The organism is Sphingopyxis sp., assembly GCF_051861155.1.
GTDB lineage: Bacteria > Pseudomonadota > Alphaproteobacteria > Sphingomonadales > Sphingomonadaceae > Sphingopyxis.
In genome coordinates this window covers 248694-268977 of sequence record NZ_JBHYDE010000001.1, presented here as the reverse complement: position 1 = coordinate 268977, position 20284 = coordinate 248694, and the positions used below count along the sequence as shown (strand labels likewise).

The following is a 20284-nucleotide window of genomic DNA, read 5'->3' as shown; positions in this document are numbered from 1 at the left end:
GAACGGTTAGCCGCGTTTCAGGAAACGGCTGTGACGGCGGTCATAGACGGCCGCGAAACATCAGCGTGCGAGCATCGGGCCGAGCTTTTGGCCGGCGAAGATATGGACGTGGAGGTGCGGCACTTCCTGGTGGCTGTCGAGCCCGGTGTTGGCGAGCAGGCGGTAGCCGGGGGCGACGAGTCCCTGATCGCGCGCGACCTGCCCGACAGCGCGGACAAAACCCGCGATTTCGGCGTCGCTGGCGCGCGCGGAAAAATCGTCCCAGCTGACATAGGCGCCCTTGGGGATCACGAGGATATGGAGCGGCGCCTGCGGGTTGATGTCGTGGAAGGCGAGCGCGAATTCGTCGTCGTACACGGTCTTCGACGGCAGCTCGCCGCGCAGGATGCGCGCGAAGATGTTGCTGTCGTCATAGGGCTGGGTGGCGTCGATCGGCATGGGGGCTCCTAGGACTGGCGGCTGGCTTTTTCGGTGTGGCCGGAGGTGCCGTGGCGGCGGCCGAGTTCGGCGGCGATCGCGTCCCACGTCAGGCCGCGTTCGGCGAGCAGGATCGCGAGGTGGAAGACGAGGTCGCTTGCTTCGCCGATCAGCGCCGGGTCGTCCTCGCTGACCGCGGCGATCACCGCCTCGACGGCTTCCTCGCCCAGCTTTTGCGCGATCTTGCCGCGGCCTTTGGCGGCGAGGCTGGCGACGTAAGAGGCTTCGGCTTCGCCCGCGGCGAGCCGGTCGTGGATCACCGCCTCGAGCCGCCCCAGCGCTTCACCCATTGCCTTGCTCATCCGCGCGCTCCCTTTGCGAGGGTGACTAGCGGCGCGGGGGCGCGGCGACAAGCCGAGACGGGGTGTGGCGCGAACGACGCACGCGCAAATTTTTAGGCGCCGGTAACCATATCGAAACGCGGATCGCGGTATTTTTTCTGCGCCGGGGGGCGAGATCAACTCTAAAGTTCGGAAAAAATATCATGAAATCAGACACCCGCCCCCAGGTGTTTCTGGCCGCAACGGCCTCGGTCATCGCCTTGATGGCAGCGCCCGCCGCGGCGCAGACCGGCGAAGATGACATTGTCGTCACCGGTTCGCGGATCGCGAAAAGCGAATTTACCAGCGCCGACCCGATCCAGGTCATCGACGTCGAAGCGGCGAAACTGCAGGGCCAGGTCCAGCTGGCCGACATCCTGCAATCGGCACCCGCGGCGCAGGGGTCGATCCAGATCACCTCGGCGCTGTCGAACCGCGTCATCGCCAATGGCGGCAATGATGTGCAGACGGTGTCGCTGCGCGGCCTCGGCGCCGAGCGGACGCTGGTGCTGATCAACGGTCGGCGCGCGGGTCCGGCGGGAATCCGCGGCTCGGTCGCCCCTTTCGACCTCAACGTCCTGCCGCTATCGGTCGTCCGCCAGGTCGAGGTGCTCAAGACCGGCGCCTCGTCGATCTATGGGTCGGATGCCGTGGCAGGCGTGGTCAACATATTGACCCGCAACGACCTGAACGGCTTTGAAGGTGGCGGCTTTTCGTCGATCACGCAGCATGGCGGCGGCGAAAGCTATGGCGTCGATGCGAGTTTCGGCAAGACATTCGACCGCGGGCATATTTTCGCGACGGTCGATTATTTCCGCCAGCAGAACCTGACCCGCCGCGACCGCGGTTTCCTGTTCTGCTCGGAAGAATATCTGAAGCGCGAGGCCGATGGCAGCCGCGCCGACATCGTCGATTTTCGCACCGGGCGTCCGGCGTGCAGCAGCACGCTGGGCAATGCGATCGTCTTTGGTGACTTTGCCGGGGTCGATCCGACCGGCTTTCCGACCTTTGGCCCCGGGTTGATCGCGCCGAACGGGCAGACGATCTTTGCCGGGCAATATGGCGCCGAGTTCGCGGGCGTCGGCATCCCGCTGAACGCCTATAATCCGATCGGGGTGTTCGGCCCGGCCAATTTCTTCGGGCTCAATTTTGACGGCCCGTCGACCGGCGCGCTCAACAAATTCGAGCCGGTCGAACAGGATTCCGATGTATTTTCGGGCGTGAGCAGGATCAGCGCCTTCGCCGATGCCGCCTATGACGTCACCGACGGCATCGCCCTCTATGGCGAGGCGCTGTTCAGCAATCGCAAGTCGCGCAACACCGGCTTTCAGGTGCTGACGCTCGACCAGTTCACCGGCGCGTCGATGCTGCCCTTTTTCCTCTGCAACCCCGCCGCCAACAATTGCGACCCGTTCGACATGGGCGACCCGTTCAACGGCGAGTTCGGCGGCAACATCATCCTGCGCCCGCGCGTGTTGGTGAAATCGCAAAGCGCGGCCGATGTCGACTATTATCGCGGTGTGGTGGGGTTGCGCGGCACGTTTGGCGGCGGCTGGAAATGGGACGTCCACGGCCAGCACAGCCGTTCGGATGCCCGTTACACGCAGGACGTGATCTATCAGGACGCGCTCGCGTCGCAGACCCTGCGGACGCGATCGTGCGTCGGCACGACGACCGCGATCCGCGGCGTGCCGTGCATCGACATTGATTTTACCGACCCGCGCGTGCTGCGCGGCGACTTCACCCCCGCCGAGCGCGCCTTCCTGATGGGCCGCGAAACCGGGCGAACCTTGTTCAAGCAGACTTCGGCCGAGGCGCTGCTCACCGGCAAGCTGCTCACCCTGCCCGCCGGGCCGGTCGGGGCGGCGTTCGGCGCGACGATCCGCCGCGACGAAATCGACGACACCCCGGGCGAAGCGACGCTGGCGGGCAATGTCGCCAATTTCACCACCTCGGGAATTACCGCGGGGCGCACCGTGGCGAAGGAGCTGTTCGGTGAAATCGAAGTGCCTTTGCTTGACGGCGTGCCGATGATCGAGCGGCTGACGCTGTCGGGCGCCGCGCGCTATACCCATGTCGAAGCCACCCGCCGCGACGGGGTGCAGGACCGCTTCAGCGATACGACGTGGAAGATCGGCGCCGACTGGGCGGTCACCGACTGGCTGCGCTTTCGCGGCACCTGGGGCACGTCGTTCCGCGCCCCGGCGCTGTTCGAGCTGTTCCTGGAAAATCAGACGGGCTTCGCGGGCCAGCAGGACATCGATCCGTGCATCCGCACCGCAGCGCGGCTCGCCGCGGGGGCGATCAGTCAGCGCATCTTCGACAATTGCGCCGCCGACGGCGTCGGACCCAATTTTGCTGGCGGCGTCAGCCCCGCAACGATCATGTCGGGCGGCGGGATCGGCGCGCTCAAACCCGAAACATCGACCGCCAAAACGGTGTCGGTGATCCTGACCCCCGATCTGTCGGGGGCGCTGTGGGGCGGGCTAAAGACGCGGCTCGCGGTCGATTATTTCGACATCGAGGTGCGGGACGAGATCACCCTGCTCGGCGCGGGCAACATCCTGCGCGGCTGTTATGACTCGGCGGTTGCCGACGAACCGCTGTGCGGGCTGTTCACGCGGTCGACGACGGCGGGGCCGGATACGCAAAGCGTCGCGGCGGTGACCGACCGTTACGTGAACATCAGCCGCCAGCGGAACCGCGGCGTCGACCTGTCGCTCGCGGTCGATCAGGATCTGGGCAACCTTGGCGCGCTGGCGTTTCGGGCGCAGATGACGTGGCAGGTGAAGGACAAGGTGGCGCTGTTTCCCGGCACCGAGGTCAACGACAATGGCAAGATCGGCAATCCGAAATGGGTCGGCGATTTCAACCTTGGCTGGATGAAGGGCGGCTGGACCCTCTTCTACGGGCTCGACGTCACCGGCGCCGCGTCGAACGAGGGCGACCTGCTGCGCGCGCAGGGCGGCGATGCATGCCGGACCTCGGGCTTCCGCCCCGGCGGGCGATTCTGCCCCGATGTGAGCGTGCCTGCGACCTTCTATCATTCCTTGTCGCTGAGCCGCGATGTTGCCGAGCGGTTCCGGATCACGCTGGGCGTCGCCAACCTGTTCGACACCCCGCCGCCGCGGGTGTCGACGGTGGTGACCGCGACGCCGCCGGTGATCGGACAGGCACCGGCGTTCGGGACGCAATATGACTATCTGGGGCGGCGGTTTTTCCTGAGCGTGCGGGGGAAGATTTAGCGGTTAAGTCTGTTTTGGGGTGAGGAGCGGACTTTCGCCCCTAATCGTCGCCCCCGCGAAGGCGGGGGCCGCAATCAGCCTTTTCCTGCGCCGCTGCGTAACCCTCCAGCGGCCCCCGCCTTCGCGGGGGCGACGGCTGGTTCCGGTCGTTTGCTGACCCTCGTCATCCCGGACTTGATCCGGGATCCGTTTCGGCACTGAAGTCATGGACCCCGGTTCAAGTCCGGGGTGACGATGATGGATGGGGCGGCTTTCGGTCGCCAACAGAAAGCTAGACAACGGGCTACCGCTCTGGTGAAGCGCGGGCATGGCTGAGGTCAAATTGCATCCCGACTGGCTCGCAGCGGTAGGCGGCGAGTTCGAACAGCCCTATATGGCGGCGCTCAAGGCGTTTCTGGGTGCCGAGCGCGACAGGGGCAAGGTCATTTACCCGCGGCCGCGCGACTGGTTTGCGGCCCTCGACGCGACACCGCCGCAGGATGTCCGCGTCGTGATCCTCGGGCAGGATCCCTATCATGGGCCGGGGCAGGCGCATGGGCTGTGCTTTTCGGTCCAGCCGGGGGTGCGGGTGCCGCCGAGCCTGGTCAATATCTACAAGGAAATGCAGAGTGACCTCGGCATTCCCCGCGCATCGCACGGCTATTTGAAGCATTGGGCCGAACAAGGCGTGCTGCTGCTCAACAATTGCCTGACGGTCGAAGCGGGGCAGGCGGCGTCGCATCAGGGCAAGGGGTGGGAGAAATTCACCGACGCGGTGGTTGCCGCGGTCGCTGCCGATCCGGCGCCGAAGGTCTTCATCCTGTGGGGCAGCCATGCGCAGAAAAAGGCGGCGAATGTCGCCGGTCTGAAGGAGGGGAGGCTGGGCGCGGGCAGCCCACATCTGGTGCTGCGCGCGCCGCATCCCTCGCCGCTGTCGGCGCACAACGGCTTTTTCGGGTCGCGGCCGTTCAGCCAGACGAATGATTTCCTGGTGGCGCAGGGGCGCGGGGCCATCGACTGGGCGCTGCCTGAAGAGCCGGACGCTGCGGTTATATGAGTTTGCTCAGCGACCCGTTGACGCTCGCGGTGCTGGCGCTGGCGGTGATCCTGCTCGGGCTGGCCAAGGGCGGGCTGTCGGGGGTCGGGGCGCTCGCGACGCCGCTCGTCGCGCTGGTGTTGCCGCCGACGATGGCCGCCGCGCTGCTGCTGCCGATCCTGATCGTGCAGGACGTCGTCAGCGTCTGGTCGTTCCGCAAGACGTGGGACGGGTGGATCATCGGGTGGATGCTGCCCGGCGCCGCGCTCGGCATCGCGGCAGGCTATTTTTATGCCGAGCGGGTCGACGAAGCGAAGCTGATGGCGGCGCTCGGTGCGATCACGTTGGCGTTCGGGCTCTATCGGCTGTGGGTCGAGCGCGGCGGGCGCGTGGTTGCGGCATCGACCTCGCCCGGCTGGGTCGGCAGCCTGTTCGGGGTCGCCACCGGCTTCACCAGCCAGATCGCCCACGCCGGCGGGCCGCCGTTCCAGATGTGGGTGACCCCGCGCCGCCTGCCGCATCTGGTGTTCGTCGGCACCAGTTCGATCCTGTTCGCGGCGATCAACTGGATCAAGGTGCCCGCTTATATCGCGCTTGGCGCCTTTCCGCATGAGGTGCTGGTCGCCGCGGCGCTGCTGATGCCGCTCGCGATCGTGTCGACCTTGCTCACGGTGCGCTGGCTGAAACGGATCGACGGCGCGCGTTTTTATGTCCTGATCTACCTGCTCATGGTGGTGCTCGGCGCGAAGCTGATGTGGGACGGGCTGGCGGGATAAGGGGCGACTTGCGGCGGCAAAGCGCGTAGGCTGCGCTGCGATGGGCACAGGCGCCCGTCGCCCTTTCAAGGTATTGACCATGGCCAAAGGCCAGAAGAAAACGAACCGCGAAGTCCGCAAGCCCAAGGCCGAGAAGCCGAAGAAGGCGAACGCGAGCAATCCGTCGACCAAGGTCGGGGTGGTCGTGGGCCTCGACAATATGAAGAAGTAACCGCACCGCCGCTATGCCTACCCCGACGATATTGGTCGATGCCGACGCCTGTCCGGTGAAGGACGAGATTTACCGCGTCGCCTGGCGGCACGAAGTGGCCGTGAAGGTGGTGAGCAACAGCCGGTTGCGCATGCCCGAGCATCCGCTGATCGAACGGGTGGTGGTGTCCGACGGTTTCGACGCCGCCGACGACTGGATCGCCGAAGCCGCCGATGCGCAGAGCATCGTGATCACCGCCGACATCCTGCTCGCCGACCGGGCGCTGAAGGCGGGGGCGGTGGTGCTTGGTCCCAATGGCAAGCCCTTCACCCTGGCGTCGATCGGCCCGGCGATCGCGACGCGCGCGATCATGGCCGATTTGCGCGCCGGGATGGGCGAGGGGATGGGCGGCCCGCCGCCGTTCACCAAGGCCGACCGCTCGCAATTCCTGCAGGCGCTGGACAGCGCGCTGGTGCGGCTGAAGCGCGGCGGCGGTTGATCTTTGCTGCTGCAGGCATGGGCGCGGCATGGTATCTTCGGCCAGCTTCCCCGGTGCTGCAGGAGTCGCGACATGGCCAAGCTTCCTTCGATTATCCTGGTCCACGGTTTCTGGGGCGGCGCGGCGCACTGGGCCAAGGCGATCGTCGAGCTCGACCGCTTGGGGCATCGCGGCATCCGGGCGGTCGAACTGCCGCTGACCTCGCTCGCCGACGATGCGGCGCGGACGCGCCAGCTGGTCGCGCAAGCCGACGGCCCGGTGCTGCTCGTCGGGCACAGCTATGGCGGGGCGGTGATTACCGAGGCGGGGACGGCCCTGAATGTCGCCGGGCTGGTCTATATCGCGGCCTTTGCCCCCGACACGGGCGAGAGTCCCGGCGCGCTCACCCAGCAGCACCCGCCCGCGGGGGCGGCGAACCTGGCGCCCGACGGCGACGGCTATTTGTGGGTCAAGGCCGACAAATTTCACGAGAGCTTTTGTCAGGATGTCAGTGCCGACGAAGCGCTGGTGATGGCGGTGACGCAAAAGGCGCCGCTGGCGTCGACCTTTGGCGATACGATCAGCGACCCGGCGTGGAAGGTGAAACCGAGCTGGTACCAGATTTCGAGCGCCGACCGGATGATCGACCCCGCGAACCAGCGCGCGATGTCGGATCGGCTGAACGCGCGCAAGATTGTCACGCTCGACGCGGGGCATGCGTCGCTGGCGTCGCGGCCGGTCGAGGTTGCGGCGCTGATCGACGAGGCGGCGCGCAGCCTCTAGCCGAGGTTGACCCGAATCCTTTTGAGGCGCAGCATCGGACGATGCCCCGCCAATATATGAGCTTCGCCGAATTCTGGCCCTTTTACCTGCGCGAGCATAGCAAGGCATCGACGCGGGCGCTGCATTATGTCGGAACCAGCCTGGTGCTGCTGATCGCGGTGGCGGCGGTCGTGAGCGGGCGCTGGGCGTGGCTGATCGCTTTGCCGTTGGCGGGCTATGCTTTTGCGTGGGCGGCGCATTTCGGGGTCGAGAAGAACCGGCCCGCGACCTTTACCTATCCGTTGTGGAGCCTGGCGGCCGATTTCAAGATGTGGGGGCTGTGGCTGACCGGACGGCTGGGGGCGGAACTCGACAAGGCGGGGGTGGCGCGCTGACGCACCGCCCGTCGGTTTCAATCTTTCCAAGCCAAGGAGACACAAGCATGACCGTCAATCGCGCATCCGCCCGCTACGAAGGCTTCGGCAAGGAGGGCAAGGGGTCGATCACGACCAAATCGGGGGTGCTCGACCAGCAGCCCTATGGCTTTGGCACCCGGTTTGAAGGGGTGCCGGGGACGAACCCCGAGGAGCTGATCGCCGCGGCGCATGCGGCGTGCTTCACAATGGCGCTGTCGTTCGGACTGGCGCGCGCCGGGCATGCGGGCGGCACGCTGGAGACGCAGGCGGCGGTGACGCTCGATCAGGTCGAGGGCGGTTTCGAGATCAGCCAGTCGGCGCTGACGCTGACCGCTCGGGTGCCGGGGATCGACGCGGACGAATTTGCCGCGATCGCCAAGGAGGCCGAGATGAACTGCCCGGTATCGAAGCTGCTCGATTGCGAGATCACCCTCGAGCACAGCCTCGAAAACTAGGGTCAGGTGCCGACGAGCAGGTTCCATTCCTCGGGCGGGGTGTAGGGGCTTTCGCCGACGTCGGGCAGTTTGGTGCGGTTCGCCTGCCAGTCGCGGTGATGATTGCGCAGCATGTAGATGGCGAATTGCGCCGACACTTCGTGGCGTTCGGCGCGCGCGATCCCGGCGTCGTCAGCGGCGAGCGTTTCGAGCGCCGCGAGCCGGGTGCGCGGGCAGCGCAGCACCAGGCTGGTCCACAGCCCGCTGTCGTCCTGATCGCCCTCGAACGCCGAGGCGACGCCGACTTCGAACAGCCGCTGGCGCAGCGCGCGCAGGTCGGGATCGGCGTCGAGCGCGGTGACGAGTGCGACGGTGGCGGCGCTCCATGCCTCGGCGCCCGGTCCCGCGGCATCGGCGTGCGGCAGGCGGTCGGTCACCGCGATGCGGTCCTCGGCATCGCCCGGAAAGGCGAGCGCGCAGCTGGTCAGCCCGATGAGCGCGATCCGCGGGCGCAGCGCCAGCGCCAGCCGCTGTTTCGCGGCGCCGATATTCCCAGCATCATCGCTTGCCATCGTCGGTCGTCATCCCTTCACCCAGGCGCGCCGCGCCCGGGCGCGGCGCGCCGCCGCCGTCCGACCGGTCGAGTTCCTGTTCCATCGCGCGCCCGATTTCGGAGCGCTGCGACGGGGCGTAGAGATTGTTGGGGATGGAATAAAGCCCCTTGAGAAAGCTGAAATCCCATTGGGTCAGGGTCACTGGCACCTCGCTGTCGGCGGCGGCGTCGAGGATGCGCAGGATCGTCGCGGGCGCCGCGGCATCGATCCGCGCCGGTTCGATGCGCGCGAGCGTGCGCATCGCCGCGTAATCGGCCAATTGGGTGGTCGTCAGCCCCTCCAGCGCCGCGCCTTCGATGACGACGACCGCCGCCACGAACGTCGGCCGCGCCGGCGGCGCGATCCGCGACGGATTGCGCGTCGAACGGTTGATCGCCAGGTCGCCCTCGTTCATGATCGGCCGGCCGTCGGCGTTGACTATCGTCTGGACCTGCCACGCGGTTGCGGGGCCGGGTTCGGCGACGATCTTGCGGACCTGCGCCGGGGTGCGGTCGCCGAACATGTAATTATGGTCCTTGCCCAGCGCCTTGATGAACGCGGTCTTGTCGCCGGCGACGACGACGAGCAGATTGGGGGTGCAGTCAGCTGCCCCGACGTCGAGCCCGACGCCCTGGGCCACGGCGCGGATGCGGTCGCGGACCGCCGCGCGCTGGGCGTCGGCCATGCCGAAGGCGGCGGGGCAAACCGCGGTTTCAAAGCGGCCGATCTGGCCGCGCGGCGATGTTTTGGTCAGCGCACCGACGAAGGATTCGATCTGTTGTTCGATATCGCGCTGGCCGATGACGACGATTGGCGTGTTGTCCTGGGCGGCGACAGGCGCGGGGAGCAGGGCGGCGGCGAGCAGGGCTATACGCATGGGCGGGCTCCCAATGAATGGCGACGATCACGGCGCCGGAGACCGGTCGCGGGGACGGGCCGCGCTCGTGCTCCGACTGCCCCGATCATGGCCCGAAGCAATATACCTGTCATGGAAGGTTCGACAAGGCGCGGGCGCGCGCCGACCAGCGGGCGGGCGACAGCAACGCGGTCAAAGGCGCTTGATCTCAACCGGGCTTCAGCTTTCATAAGCGGCGGCGGATGATTCGCGAGGAGCCTTTGCCGATGTTGCACGACAGCCAGCCGCCCGTTTCCGACGATGCCGACGATCCGCGCCCGGCGTCCGACAGCGCCGATGGCCCGGCATCTTTCCTGGCATCCTATCTGGCGCGCATCGGCCTTGGCGGCGCGCCCGCGCCGACGCTCGAAGGGCTGGCCGCGCTGCAGGCGGCGCATATCGCCGCGATCCCGTTCGAATCGTTCGACGCGCTGACCGGCGAGGGCGTCGACATCGGCGCCGAGGCGGTCGCGGCCAAGCTGATCGGGCGTCGCCGCGGCGGCTATTGCTTCGAGCAGAACAGCTTGTTCCTGCGCGCGTTGCTGGCGCTCGGCTTCGATGCCGAGGGGCTGATCGGGCGGGTGCGCTGGATGCTGCCGGGCGATGCGCCCGCGACGCCGCGCACGCATATGACGGTGCGCGTGCGGCTGGGCGGGCGGCCGTGGCTCGCCGACGTCGGTTTCGGTTCGGCGGTGCCGCCGCAGCCGCTCGCGCTCGACCGCCCGGGCGCGGCGCAGCCGACGCGGCACGAGACCTATCGCATCACGCCGCAGCCGGGCGGCTACCGCGTCGCCGCCGAGATCGCGGGCGAATGGCGGACGCTTTATGATCTGGAAGAGGCCGCGGCGCCCGCGATCGATTATGAGGTCGGCAACTGGTACACGTCGCAGCATCCCGATTCGCATTTCCGCCACCAGCTGATCGCGGCGCGCACCACCGCCGTGGCGCGGCACGGGCTGCGCGACAACCGGCTGACGATCCGCCGGGCCGATGGCCGCACCGAACAGCGCTATCTGTCCGCCGACGGGATCGAGGCGGCGCTGCGCGACATTTTTCTGCTGACCCCCGAACCCGGCTGGCGCCGCGCGATCGAGCGCGCGGCGACGGCGGAAATCGCGGGCTAGGGTCCGTACTCCGTTTTTGGGCGCCTCGACGGCGCTGGCATTGAGTGCGGACCCTAAGCCGCGCGACAATATCCGGGTTCGCCGCCGGGCAAGGGCCAGCGGCCGTGCACGACATGGCGCGTTTCGCCGACCACGCTTTCGATCAGCAAAATCTCGGCGGCGGTCCATTCGATCGGCGCGATGACCTCGCTGCCGAGCGTGTCGCCGCGATAGTTGATCGTGACGTGCAGTTCGGGCGGCAGGTTGAATTGTTTGAAGCCATGGTGCTGAAAATATTCGGCAAGCTGCCGCTGAAATTCCCATGCCGCGGCAAGCGGCGCCGAGCTTCGCAGCGTCGTCGTCTTGCGGCATTCGATCCGGTCGAAGCCGATGGGGAAGGCATTCGCGCCGAAATCGTCGAGCCCGCGGGCGACCAGATCGACGAAGCCCGCGGGCGCTTTGGCCAGATCGGCGAAGGCGGCGAGCGTCATATGCAGCAGATCCGCGCCGCGGCGCCGATCATTCCGTGGCAGGGCGTGAATGCGCGCGGCGACGTCGGCCGGCGGCTTGACCATCAGATAGAGCGGACGGCGGGCGAAAATCCTGCGGGGCATGGTCGGTCCTCCTGATGACGAATCGGCGGCTGAGGTTTGACCATGTGATTAGAACAAATAGAGAACAAAAGCTAGGGCCCGGCGACCGCCGATCCGTCGCAGCCCGTGCCTTCGCGGCGCGCCGCCCAGCCGATCGCGCCGTTCAGCATCCGGAGGTGGTCGGGGTCGCTCCACGCCTCGGCGCGGTGGCCGAGCGCCGAGTAGAAGATGCGCGCGCGGCCGCCGCAGCGCCACCAGACCAGCGCGTGGTCGCTGCCCATGCGGAGTTTGGGTTCGAGCCGCACGCTGGCCTCGTCGAGCCGGATCAGTATCCGCGCGTCGGCGGCGGGGGCGGCGTCCCAGCTGTAAAATTCGTCGGTCCAGTGCCAGCGTGCGGGCAGGGTCCGCGTTGCGGGGTGGCTGCGGTCGGTTACCGCCAGATCACCCGCCTGGAACTGGTCGGCGCCGCCCGGGTGGCCGGTGAAACGGCCGTTGCCGCGCAGCTTGACGAACCAGTCGGGGTGGCTGCCGTCGCCCGCGCTGTGCAGCCCGACAAAGCCGCCGCCCTGCGCCAGCCACGCCTGAAGCGCCGCGCGCTGATCGGGGGTGTAGATGTCGCCGCTGGCGTTGGCGAAGACGACGACGTCGAATTTGGCGAGGCTGTCGGGGTTGAACACCGCGGCATTTTCGGTCGCAAAGCTGCTCCAGCCGCGCGTCCTGACCAGCGCTTCGATTGCCGGAACCGCCTCGGCAATGCTGTCGTGGCGATAGCCGTTGGTCTTGCTGACGATCAGCACCGCGGGGCGGGTGAGCGCGGGCAGGTCGGGCGGCAGATGGTCGAGCGTCGGCGCCGGGCGGCGCGGATCGGGGGCGGCCTGTGCGGAGAGCAGCAGCGCGGCGGTGAGCGCGAAGGCCGCCTTCATGGCGCGGCGGGCCGCGGCTTCATGTGCCACAGCGCGTTGACGATGATCCAGCGTTCGCCGAATTTGCCCATGTGGAAATAGTCGACGAACCATGGCGTTTCGACGCGCACCGCCGCCGTATTGCCCGCGACGTCGAGGATTTTGCACGACCGGTTCCACTCGGCCTTCGGCGTCTTGAGCGCGCCGCGCCTGGTGAGGTCGACCAGCTCCTCGCGGCTCATCCGTTGCAGGCCGAGCCGTTCGTCGGGGGTGTCGCCGAGCACGCGGCGCTTGGCAAGATCGGGGTGCAGCGCGCGCCTGACGCGTTCGGGGTCGCCCTCAAGCTGGCCGTCGACATAGTCGAAGCAGGTCGCCTCGATCGCGGCGAGGTCGGCGGAGGATGCGGCCGGCGCCGTCGCGGCGGCAAGGGCGAGCAGGGTTGTCAGCATCGGCAGGCTCCCGAAATCGGCAATCGCGTCGCCCGACTTATGGCCGTTTTCCAAGATTGACCATAGGTGACTTGGTGTATTATTACGACAACTCACTTTGATGCGACGGGATTGGCATGATCGAAGGAATATGGGGGTGGAGCGGTGCGGCGTCGGCGGCGGCGCTGCTGTTCGCGGGCGCGCCGGCGCAGGGTGCCGCGGTGCAGTCCGACGCGTGTTCGCTGGTGTCGGCGGCGCGCTCCGGTGGGCTGCTGAGCGTGCCCTTCCGCACCGTCGACGGGCGCATCTATGTCGAGGCTCGCGTCGACGGAAAGGGACCCCTTACCTTTGCGGTCGACACCGGCGCGAGCGGGATCGGCCGCGCCGATGCGAGCCTAGTCCAGCGGCTTGGCCTGCCGGTCCATGGGTCGGGCGAGACGTCGGACGGCGTCGCGACGGCGAAGGTCGATACGGTACGACTTGCGTCGCTCGACCTCGGCGGTTTCGTGCGCCGCGATCTGGAGGTCATCACCCGCGATTATAGTAGCCGGATGGCGGCCGAGGCGCGGTTCGACGGGATCATCGGCCGCGAATTCTTCGCGGACGGGCTGCTCGTCATCGATTATCCGGCGCGCACGCTGACCTTCACCCGCGGCCCCGGCCTGACGCGCGGCGGCGCGGGCGTGCTCGGCTATGACCGCGCGTTCCGCGTGCCCGTCGCGATTGGCGATACCATGGCCGAGGGCAATCTCGACACCGGCGCCAACGTGGCCTTTGTGTTGCCGCAAAGCCTGTTCGACCGCGTCGGCGGAGGACCGGTCGAAGCGGCGGGCGCGGGACGGCTGACCAACACGAGCGTCGAAACCGGCCGCGCGACCGTGCACGGCCCGTTCCGCATCGGCGCCGCGATGCTGTCCGACGTCGAGGTGCGCGTGTCGGCAAAATATCCCGAACTGCTCGTCGGCGCGCACGCGCTGCAGCATTTCGCGCTGCTGATCGACCAGCGGACGCAAAGCATCGCGTTGTGCCCCGCCGCGGCGGGCTAGTCGATGATCGGCGCGCCCTCGGCCTGGAGCCGGGCGAGATTGTCCTTCATCGCGGCAAGCACTTCGGGAGCATGCGGCGTCCAGCTTTCAACCTCGCCGACGATGCGTAGCGGCGCGCGGCTGCGATAGCTGCGCGTCGGGTTGCCGGGGAATTTCTTGTCGGTGAGGTTGGGGTCGTCGAACCAGTCGCCGGTCGGCTGGACGACATAGATGCGCTCGCGGCCATCGCCCGCCGCCAGTTCGCAGCCCCAGATCGCGGACTCCAATGCGGCGGAGAAATAGATCCACGCCAGCGGCGCTGCCCGATAATTGCTGTCCCAGCCGACGGCGAGCAGGTCGCCGGTTTTCAGGTCGGCGCGGGTGCCATGATAGAAGGTCGCGCCCATATCGGGCCCGGTGGGGGCGGTGCCCGACATCGGCGTCAATATGCGTTCCGCTCGCTGCGCAGCACCGCCTTGCCGTCTTTCCAGTTCACCTCGGCGGCGGGCTCGTCGGGCTTGCCGGGCGCGAAGAGTTCATAGACGATGGTCCCGTCCTCCTGCGTGCTTTCGATAACGCGCGCCGGGGTGAAGGCGTCGCCCGCGGCGCCGGCGGCGGCCCGCACGGGGGCGGGGGCATCGGTCCAGGCGATGTCGCGCTGCATCTCGACGACGCGGTATTTGCCCGCTTCCTCGATCAGGTCGAGTTCGACCGGGCTGCCGTCGGGACGCGTCCCCTCGACATCGTAAAAGACCATGCCGCCGCGCGCCTTGCGCTCGGCCTCGGCGATGGTCATGCCCGGCGCCCTGGCCAGCACGGCGTCGCGCACCCCCTGCGGCAGGTCGGCGGCGGCGATTTCGCTGATCTCGGCGGCGGGGCCATCGGCGAGCACCGCCTTTTCGGGGGCTGCGGTTGCGGGGTCCGCGGGCGCCTCCGCTTTGCCGCACCCTGCGCTCACCAGCAGCGCGCCTGCCATCAACCAAAGCCGTTTCCGCATCGCTGCTCTCCTTGTGTCGGTAACCGATGTCATTCTATCGAGGGAGAGGGCGCGAGTCGACCCGGCGGGGCGCAAAACTCACTCGATGTCGTCGGAAGGGTCGAGCCGCACCACCCAGACCGGATGACCGTCGGGCGACAGCGCGATGTCGTGGCTGGGGACCATGTCGGCCCCGGTCTCGATCCAGCCGCGCCCGTCGCATTTGGGGCAGGGGACGCGGATCGAGCGGTGGCTGACAAGGTCGATCTGGCTGTTCCACTGGCCATGGCCGGCGCAGACCGGACAGCGGACGTCGAGTTCACCGGTGCGGTGGCGCACCGAAATACCGTCGAGCGCGTGCGGATCGTGGGGGCCGGAACAATGGACGATGTTCGAGGGATGGGACATGGGGTGCCTTTGCGGGCGGGTTAGCGGCCAAAGTTCAGGAAAGTTCAGCCCAGTGGCGATGCGGTGGCGGCGGCAGAGGGGAAGCGGCCAGCGGCGCCTCCACAGCGTCCAAACCGGTGAAGCAGATGTATAAATTGTAGGAAAGAGGTTTCTGGCCCGCGCGGTGAAAAACAGGGTCGGACGGTGCAGCGGGCGGGCAAATCGGGCAAATTCGGGCGTCCTGACACGACAGGACGCCGACGGTCTGGTAAACGCCTCGCGTGGGTTGTGGGCGTCGGTCGCGCGAAAAGCGGGAGGGCAGGGCGAGATGATCGAGAGTTTTGGGGCACTGGTCGGCTGGGACCATCATGATGCGGGCGACCGCATCATGCTGCGGATCGAAAGCGTGCAGTCTTCGGAAGCGGCAAAGCAGCACGACCCCGACCTGTTCCGCGTCCTGATGACCAAGCAGCAAGCGGCGATCCTGGGCCATTATCTGGTGCGGATTTCGGGTCAGACGCCGATGGTGCCGAAAAAGCGCGGCTGGTTTCGCCGTCGGTTCGGTTGAGGGGGCGTCCGGCGGGTGCGGGCCGGTCGCTGGTCTCAGGCCGCGCCGTCGTCTGCAACCATATCCATATGTCACCCCGGACTTGATCCGGGGCCGGCCTTGTCTTGGGGCATGGCAAGGAAGGCGGGTCCGGGCTCAAGCCCGGGATGTCGACAGTGTGAGTGGCGACGCCCGCTCCCGACTCTCGAACCGTTGTTCCCTCAACCCGCACCCGCGCGCAGCGGCCAGCGGCCGTGTTCGACATGGGTGGTCTTGCCGACGATGCTTTCCATCAGGATTATTTCGCCCACCGTCCAGCCGATCGGCGGCAATTTTAGCGCGTTTAACGTCTGAGAACCCAGGCGGTCGCCGCGATAGTTGATCGTGATGTGCGGTTCGGGGGTGGTGCCGTCCATGATCGGCGCTTTTCGCGCGAGCAGATGGTTCACCAGCGCCTTCTGGAACGCCCGCGCCTCGGCCAGCGGATCGCGCGTGCGCAGCGTCACCGCCTTGCGGTTCTCGATCCGGTCGAAGGCGAGCGGAAAGGGCGCCGCGGCGAAGCCGTCCAGCGCGGCGATGGTCGCGGGCAGCCACTCGGGCGGCGCATAGTGCAGGTCGTAAAGCGAGATGAGCGTGACATGGAGCAGCTCGGGGCCGCGCCCGGGGTCGTTGCGCGGCAGCGCGGCGATCGCCGCCTGCACCTCCGGCGGCGGCTTGGCCATGACGTAGAGGGGGTTCCGGGCGCGCATGGGTGGGAGTGTAGCATGGAGTGGTGGTGAGGCCGACTGGCGGCCGCACCATCCGGCCCGGAATTTAGGGATTCAGTGGACTGTCGTCGCAATCCCGGAGCAGCCCGGCTGTCGGAAGAGTGAAACGTTCGTGCGGCAAATTTGCCGCAAACAAAAAAATTTGCCGCAAATTGCATTTGCCATATAGACTCTCGGCGAGCCTTCGATTAGGCGTGATATGGTGAACGGCGCATTAGAAATTCTTCGACGCGAAAGAGACGATGCTGCGGAGCATATCCGCACGCTTCGGGCGCGCATTAGAGATCTCGATTCTGCGATTGGCGTGCTTGAAGGTCAGCCGGTTGCTAGTAAAAGCGGCCGTGGCACGGGTGATTTGAAGCAAAGCGTTTTGAACAAGCTTGCGGAAGCCGGCGAAGCCGGCGGCACCCCAAAAGAACTGGCAGATAACCTGACCCGCGATGGAAGGCAGACTTCCGACGCTTCGGTATCGTCAACGCTATCTCGGTTGAAGGCAGAGTCTAGAGTGATCAACCGCAATGGACGCTGGTTTGCGGCAAAAGAGCAAGGCGAGTCGCAAGCGCCAGAGTCGGCAAATTTTGATTCAGCAAGCTGGGACGATTTGGATGATGATGTAGCATTTTAGGTAATGTAAATAGAATCAACGAATTAGGGCCGCTGTATCAGCAGCGGCCCTAACCGGAGGCAGGCATCCCACCTCGTGCTTTTGTCAAGCGTACGGGAATCTAGTGGGCCTCCGTTTTCAAGTCAACCGAACCCCTTGATGTCGGGGGCCGGTCTTGAGCGAAAGGCTCATATTATGACCACTATGACGCGTAAGCCAATTGGCACTACTGCTCGCACTGGCGAGATCTGCCCTGAATCGGGAGTTTGGCAATCACTGTCCGCTCCCTCCACGACCGCGCCGATTGCTAAGGGCAACCGCATGCCGCCTTATGGGGGGCAAGCGGTTACTTGGAAATTGATCCGCTACGCATAACAACGGCGGGTCCGCCGACATGTCGGCGGACCCGCTTTGTTTGATGAACGTCAAAGAAAGTGTTCAACGATCGTGGTTCAGCGCCTCTGAAACTCTTCCATGATTCACACCAAACACGTTAGCGATGTCCTGCTGGTGAGCATTAGGGTTGTCTCGCGCATATTGGCGAATTTCTTCAGCCATCTCAGCAGTTACGGTCGGGCTGCGAACCGGCGCCTTTCCATTTTTATACTCCCGATACATCTGATCGACGAGTTCATTCAGCTCTTCTATGCCGTGTTCCTCAGCAAGTTCGCGAAGTCGTTCCCGAACCTCCGGGATTGTCATTTTATTTTTAGCCATAAGGCCTCCCAAAACAGTTTCACCAAGTGAAACGGGATTGGATGTTGGGATAATCGTCCGGTCTTTCAAGTGCTCGCCTGCAAGGTGGCACCCACACTACTCTCGGGTGGTTCGTATTTCCGTGTTCCCATACCAGCCAAGCATAGCCCGTAGCCGTAGTTGCCTTGGCATCAAGACGACCGCGAACCATCGGTACGCGTTCTACGAATTGGGCGAATAGGGACGGAGGATATTGTTGAAAGAGGCGGTTATATCGACCGACACTCTCTAGAAAAACGCTTCGAACTAACATCGCCACGCCGCGTTTGGCGATGTCCAATGAACGAATTACAAATTCTTCGGCCAATCTGAAGGGTGGATTGGTTATCACCCAATCAAATTCATTCTGCGCGTACTCACTATCCAAGAAGTCTCGCACTTCGCCGAATCCATAGTCATGGGCGTCAGAAGATTGCACCTCTGAAAAATAGTGCTCAAGAACCTTGGCCATATGACCTGCACCGCAAGCCGGCTCCAAGCAGCGCATCTGCTTGGTATCTTGATGATCTATGATGTGTTCCAAAAGTGCGCGCGTCGCCCAAGGCGGAGTAGGAAAATCATCAGGACTGTCGGCAGGCTCTACGCGCTGCGACATTACCGCATGAGACATATTTTGCATCGGATGCTCCTCTTGAGGTTCTGCATAGAGCCTCAAGGAGTCGGTGAGAATCCCATATAAAAATGGGGGGCGATTAGATAGCCTCAGTCGTGCTCCCTGCCACCCGAACCCATATAAAGCTCGCTCCCCGTCTCTTTGAACAACTCGCTCATCTCTGCCATGCCTTTTTCGGCTTCCTCGGCGGCAATGAAATTCTCGGCGGGCTGGTTCTGCTTCGCCGCAAACTCCCGCACTTCCTGGCTGATCTTCATCGAGCAGAATTTCGGGCCGCACATGCTGCAGAAATGTGCGGTCTTGGCGCCTTCGGCAGGGAGCGTCTGGTCGTGGTACTGCTCGGCGGTGTCGGGGTCGAGCGACAGGTTGAACTGGTCGCGCCAGCGGAATTCGAAGCGCGCTTTCGATAGCGCGTCGTCGCGGACCTGCGCGGCGGGGTGACCCTTGGCGAGGTCGGCGGCGTGGGCGGCGAGCTTGTAGGTGACGACGCCGACCTTCACATCGTCGCGGTCGGGCAGGCCGAGATGCTCCTTGGGCGTGACGTAGCAAAGCATCGCGGTGCCGTACCAGCCGATCTGCGCCGCGCCGATGCCGCTGGTGATATGGTCGTAGCCCGGCGCGATGTCGGTGGTGAGCGGCCCGAGCGTGTAGAAGGGCGCCTCGCCGCAGGCTTCGAGCTGCTTTTCCATATTCTCCTTGATCTTGTGCATCGGGACATGGCCCGGCCCCTCGATCATCACCTGCACATCCTGCGCCCAGGCGCGCTTGGTGAGCTCGCCGAGCGTGTAGAGCTCGGCGAACTGCGCCTCGTCGTTCGCGTCGTAGATGCTGCCGGGGCGGAGGCCGTCGCCGAGGCTGTAGGCGACGTCATAGGCCTTCATGATCTCGGTAATCTCGTCGAAGCGTTCGTAGAGGAAGCTTTCCTTGTGATGCGCGAGGCACCATTTCGCCATGATGCTGCCGCCGCGCGACACGATGCCGGTCATGCGTTTGGCCGCGAGGGGGACGTAGGGCAGACGGACGCCGGCGTGGATGGTGAAATAGTCGACGCCCTGTTCGGCCTGCTCGATCAGCGTGTCGGCGAAGATTTCCCAGGTCAGATCCTCGGCGACGCCGCCCACTTTCTCCAGCGCCTGATAGATGGGGACGGTGCCGATCGGCACGGGCGAGTTGCGGATGATCCATTCGCGCGTGTCGTGGATGTTGCGGCCGGTCGACAGGTCCATGACGGTGTCGGCGCCCCAGCGGATCGACCAGACCATCTTGTCGACCTCGGCCGCGACGTCGGATGCGACCGCGCTGTTGCCGATATTGGCGTTGATCTTGACGAGGAAGTTGCGGCCGATCGCCATCGGCTCGCTCTCGGGGTGGTTGATGTTACTGGGGATGATCGCGCGGCCGCGGGCGACCTCGTCGCGGACGAATTCGGGGGTGACATAGTCGGGGATGCTCGCGCCGAAGCTTTCGCCGTCGCGCTTATATTCGGCGAGGCGCGCGCGGCCGAGATTCTCGCGCTCGGCGACATATTCCATCTCGGGCGTGATGATGCCGCGGCGGGCATAGTGCATCTGGCTGACGTTCTGCCCCGGCTTGGCGCGGAGGACGGTGCGGCGGACGTTGGGGAAGGCGGGGACGCCGCCGCTGCGGTCGGGGCCGAGCTGGCCGTTGTCCTCGGGCTTTACCTCGCGCTGGGTGACTTCCTCGACGTCGCCGCGGCCGCGGATCCAGTCGGCGCGGATCTCGGGCAGGCCGGCGTTGATGTCGATCGTGGCCTTGGCGTCGGTGTAGGGCCCGCTGGTGTCATAGACGCGGACGGGGGGCTCGCCGCTGTGCGGGTCGAGGTCGATCTCGCGCATCGCGACGCGGATGCCGCTGCCGGTCTGTGTCGCGACATGGATCTTGCGGCTGCCACGAATGGGTCCGGTGGTGACGCCGATGGGGGTGGCGGCGCCCTTGTCGAGGCGGGAATCGATGTCGGCCAT

The 20284-nt window shown here is 65.9% G+C and carries 26 protein-coding genes; 12 read left to right on the top strand and 14 right to left on the bottom strand.

The features are described 5' to 3' along the window. Positions 1 to 60: 60 nt before the first annotated feature. Entirely contained in the window at positions 61 to 438 is a 378-nt protein-coding gene (locus ACTIFP_RS01365) for a histidine triad nucleotide-binding protein (RefSeq protein WP_439566931.1), read from the bottom strand. A gap of 8 nt (positions 439 to 446) precedes the next feature. Then, a complete protein-coding gene (locus ACTIFP_RS01360) occupies positions 447 to 779 on the bottom strand; it encodes a phosphoribosyl-ATP diphosphatase (protein WP_439566930.1) in 333 nt (110 codons plus the stop codon). A gap of 182 nt (positions 780 to 961) precedes the next feature. On the opposite strand from ACTIFP_RS01360, the gene ACTIFP_RS01355 reads away from it, so the two are divergent. The 8 genes from ACTIFP_RS01355 (at position 962) to ACTIFP_RS01320 (ending at position 8134) form a co-directional block, all read left to right on the top strand. Continuing rightward, positions 962 to 4042, top strand: a complete 3081-nt coding sequence (locus ACTIFP_RS01355; protein ID WP_439566929.1) for a TonB-dependent receptor plug domain-containing protein — start codon at positions 962 to 964, stop codon at positions 4040 to 4042. Between the two features lie 307 nt (positions 4043 to 4349). Continuing rightward, a complete protein-coding gene (ung, locus tag ACTIFP_RS01350) occupies positions 4350 to 5078 on the top strand; it encodes a uracil-DNA glycosylase (RefSeq protein ID WP_439566928.1) in 729 nt (242 codons plus the stop codon). Further along, a complete protein-coding gene (locus tag ACTIFP_RS01345; protein WP_439566927.1) occupies positions 5075 to 5833 on the top strand; it encodes a sulfite exporter TauE/SafE family protein in 759 nt (252 codons plus the stop codon). Before ung ends, ACTIFP_RS01345 begins: the two co-directional genes overlap by 4 nt. 79 nt (positions 5834 to 5912) lie before the next feature. Beyond that, positions 5913 to 6044, top strand: coding sequence for a hypothetical protein (locus ACTIFP_RS01340; RefSeq protein WP_439566926.1), 132 nt, complete (start codon positions 5913 to 5915; stop codon positions 6042 to 6044). Between the two features lie 13 nt (positions 6045 to 6057). Then, positions 6058 to 6522, top strand: a complete 465-nt coding sequence (locus tag ACTIFP_RS01335) for a YaiI/YqxD family protein (protein WP_439566925.1) — start codon at positions 6058 to 6060, stop codon at positions 6520 to 6522. Between the two features lie 72 nt (positions 6523 to 6594). After that, positions 6595 to 7284: an alpha/beta hydrolase gene (locus ACTIFP_RS01330; protein WP_439566924.1), complete on the top strand. Its 690-nt coding sequence runs from the start codon at positions 6595 to 6597 to the stop codon at positions 7282 to 7284. 41 nt (positions 7285 to 7325) lie between these two features. Beyond that, complete coding sequence (locus tag ACTIFP_RS01325; RefSeq protein ID WP_439566923.1) at positions 7326 to 7658, top strand: Mpo1-like protein; 333 nt, start codon at positions 7326 to 7328, stop codon at positions 7656 to 7658. A 47-nt stretch (positions 7659 to 7705) separates the two neighbouring features. Further along, entirely contained in the window at positions 7706 to 8134 is a 429-nt protein-coding gene (locus ACTIFP_RS01320; protein ID WP_439566922.1) for an OsmC family protein, read from the top strand. 2 nt (positions 8135 to 8136) lie between these two features. Here the strand turns inward: ACTIFP_RS01320 and ACTIFP_RS01315 are convergent, their stop codons facing one another. Both ACTIFP_RS01315 and ACTIFP_RS01310 read right to left on the bottom strand, forming a co-directional pair. Continuing rightward, positions 8137 to 8685, bottom strand: a complete 549-nt coding sequence (locus ACTIFP_RS01315) for a hypothetical protein (RefSeq protein WP_439566921.1) — start codon at positions 8683 to 8685, stop codon at positions 8137 to 8139. Next, a complete protein-coding gene (locus ACTIFP_RS01310) occupies positions 8672 to 9583 on the bottom strand; it encodes a hypothetical protein (protein WP_439566920.1) in 912 nt (303 codons plus the stop codon). Before ACTIFP_RS01310 ends, ACTIFP_RS01315 begins: the two co-directional genes overlap by 14 nt. Before the next feature lie 245 nt (positions 9584 to 9828). Between ACTIFP_RS01310 and ACTIFP_RS01305 the strand changes: the two genes are divergently transcribed. After that, complete coding sequence (locus ACTIFP_RS01305) at positions 9829 to 10725, top strand: arylamine N-acetyltransferase family protein (RefSeq protein WP_439566919.1); 897 nt, start codon at positions 9829 to 9831, stop codon at positions 10723 to 10725. A 53-nt stretch (positions 10726 to 10778) separates the two neighbouring features. Here ACTIFP_RS01305 and ACTIFP_RS01300 read toward each other — a convergent pair whose 3' ends face one another. From ACTIFP_RS01300 to ACTIFP_RS01290, 3 genes are all read right to left on the bottom strand, one after another. Further along, positions 10779 to 11318, bottom strand: a complete 540-nt coding sequence (locus ACTIFP_RS01300; RefSeq protein ID WP_439566918.1) for a 2'-5' RNA ligase family protein — start codon at positions 11316 to 11318, stop codon at positions 10779 to 10781. 71 nt (positions 11319 to 11389) lie between these two features. After that, positions 11390 to 12220, bottom strand: coding sequence for a ThuA domain-containing protein (locus ACTIFP_RS01295; RefSeq protein WP_439566917.1), 831 nt, complete (start codon positions 12218 to 12220; stop codon positions 11390 to 11392). Then, positions 12217 to 12702, bottom strand: coding sequence for a nuclear transport factor 2 family protein (locus ACTIFP_RS01290; protein WP_439566916.1), 486 nt, complete (start codon positions 12700 to 12702; stop codon positions 12217 to 12219). Before ACTIFP_RS01290 ends, ACTIFP_RS01295 begins: the two co-directional genes overlap by 4 nt. 62 nt (positions 12703 to 12764) lie before the next feature. Here ACTIFP_RS01290 and ACTIFP_RS01285 point away from each other — a divergent pair, with 62 nt between their 5' ends. Then, on the top strand, positions 12765 to 13673 hold the full coding sequence (locus ACTIFP_RS01285) for an aspartyl protease family protein (protein ID WP_439566915.1): 909 nt from the start codon (positions 12765 to 12767) through the stop codon (positions 13671 to 13673). Here the strand turns inward: ACTIFP_RS01285 and arr are convergent. The 3 genes from arr to ACTIFP_RS01270 form a co-directional block, all read right to left on the bottom strand. Then, positions 13670 to 14089, bottom strand: coding sequence for an NAD(+)--rifampin ADP-ribosyltransferase (gene arr / locus ACTIFP_RS01280; protein ID WP_439567282.1), 420 nt, complete (start codon positions 14087 to 14089; stop codon positions 13670 to 13672). The two genes, ACTIFP_RS01285 and arr, sit on opposite strands and share 4 nt — an antisense overlap. 5 nt (positions 14090 to 14094) lie before the next feature. Beyond that, a complete protein-coding gene (locus tag ACTIFP_RS01275; protein WP_439566914.1) occupies positions 14095 to 14649 on the bottom strand; it encodes a hypothetical protein in 555 nt (184 codons plus the stop codon). Positions 14650 to 14727: 78 nt separating this feature from the next. Then, a complete protein-coding gene (locus tag ACTIFP_RS01270) occupies positions 14728 to 15036 on the bottom strand; it encodes a hypothetical protein (protein WP_439566913.1) in 309 nt (102 codons plus the stop codon). Positions 15037 to 15343: 307 nt separating this feature from the next. Between ACTIFP_RS01270 and ACTIFP_RS01265 the strand changes: the two genes are divergently transcribed. Continuing rightward, positions 15344 to 15583 carry a hypothetical protein gene (locus ACTIFP_RS01265; protein WP_439566912.1) on the top strand — a complete coding sequence of 80 codons (240 nt, stop codon included), beginning with the start codon at positions 15344 to 15346 and terminating at the stop codon, positions 15581 to 15583. A gap of 200 nt (positions 15584 to 15783) precedes the next feature. Here ACTIFP_RS01265 and ACTIFP_RS01260 read toward each other — a convergent pair whose 3' ends face one another. Beyond that, complete coding sequence (locus ACTIFP_RS01260; protein WP_439566911.1) at positions 15784 to 16311, bottom strand: 2'-5' RNA ligase family protein; 528 nt, start codon at positions 16309 to 16311, stop codon at positions 15784 to 15786. Between the two features lie 217 nt (positions 16312 to 16528). On the opposite strand from ACTIFP_RS01260, the gene ACTIFP_RS01255 reads away from it, so the two are divergent. Beyond that, positions 16529 to 16954: a hypothetical protein gene (locus ACTIFP_RS01255; protein ID WP_439566910.1), complete on the top strand. Its 426-nt coding sequence runs from the start codon at positions 16529 to 16531 to the stop codon at positions 16952 to 16954. A gap of 417 nt (positions 16955 to 17371) precedes the next feature. Here the strand turns inward: ACTIFP_RS01255 and ACTIFP_RS01250 are convergent, their stop codons facing one another. The 3 genes from ACTIFP_RS01250 to thiC form a co-directional block, all read right to left on the bottom strand. Beyond that, the gene (locus ACTIFP_RS01250; protein WP_439566909.1) at positions 17372 to 17650 is read right to left on the bottom strand and encodes a hypothetical protein; all 279 of its coding nucleotides are present in this window, start codon (positions 17648 to 17650) and stop codon (positions 17372 to 17374) included. 19 nt (positions 17651 to 17669) lie between these two features. After that, on the bottom strand, positions 17670 to 18308 hold the full coding sequence (locus tag ACTIFP_RS01245; RefSeq protein ID WP_439566908.1) for a hypothetical protein: 639 nt from the start codon (positions 18306 to 18308) through the stop codon (positions 17670 to 17672). Positions 18309 to 18391: 83 nt separating this feature from the next. After that, positions 18392 to 20284 (bottom strand): phosphomethylpyrimidine synthase ThiC, encoded by a 1893-nt coding sequence (gene thiC / locus ACTIFP_RS01240; RefSeq protein WP_439566907.1) that lies wholly within the window; start codon positions 20282 to 20284, stop codon positions 18392 to 18394.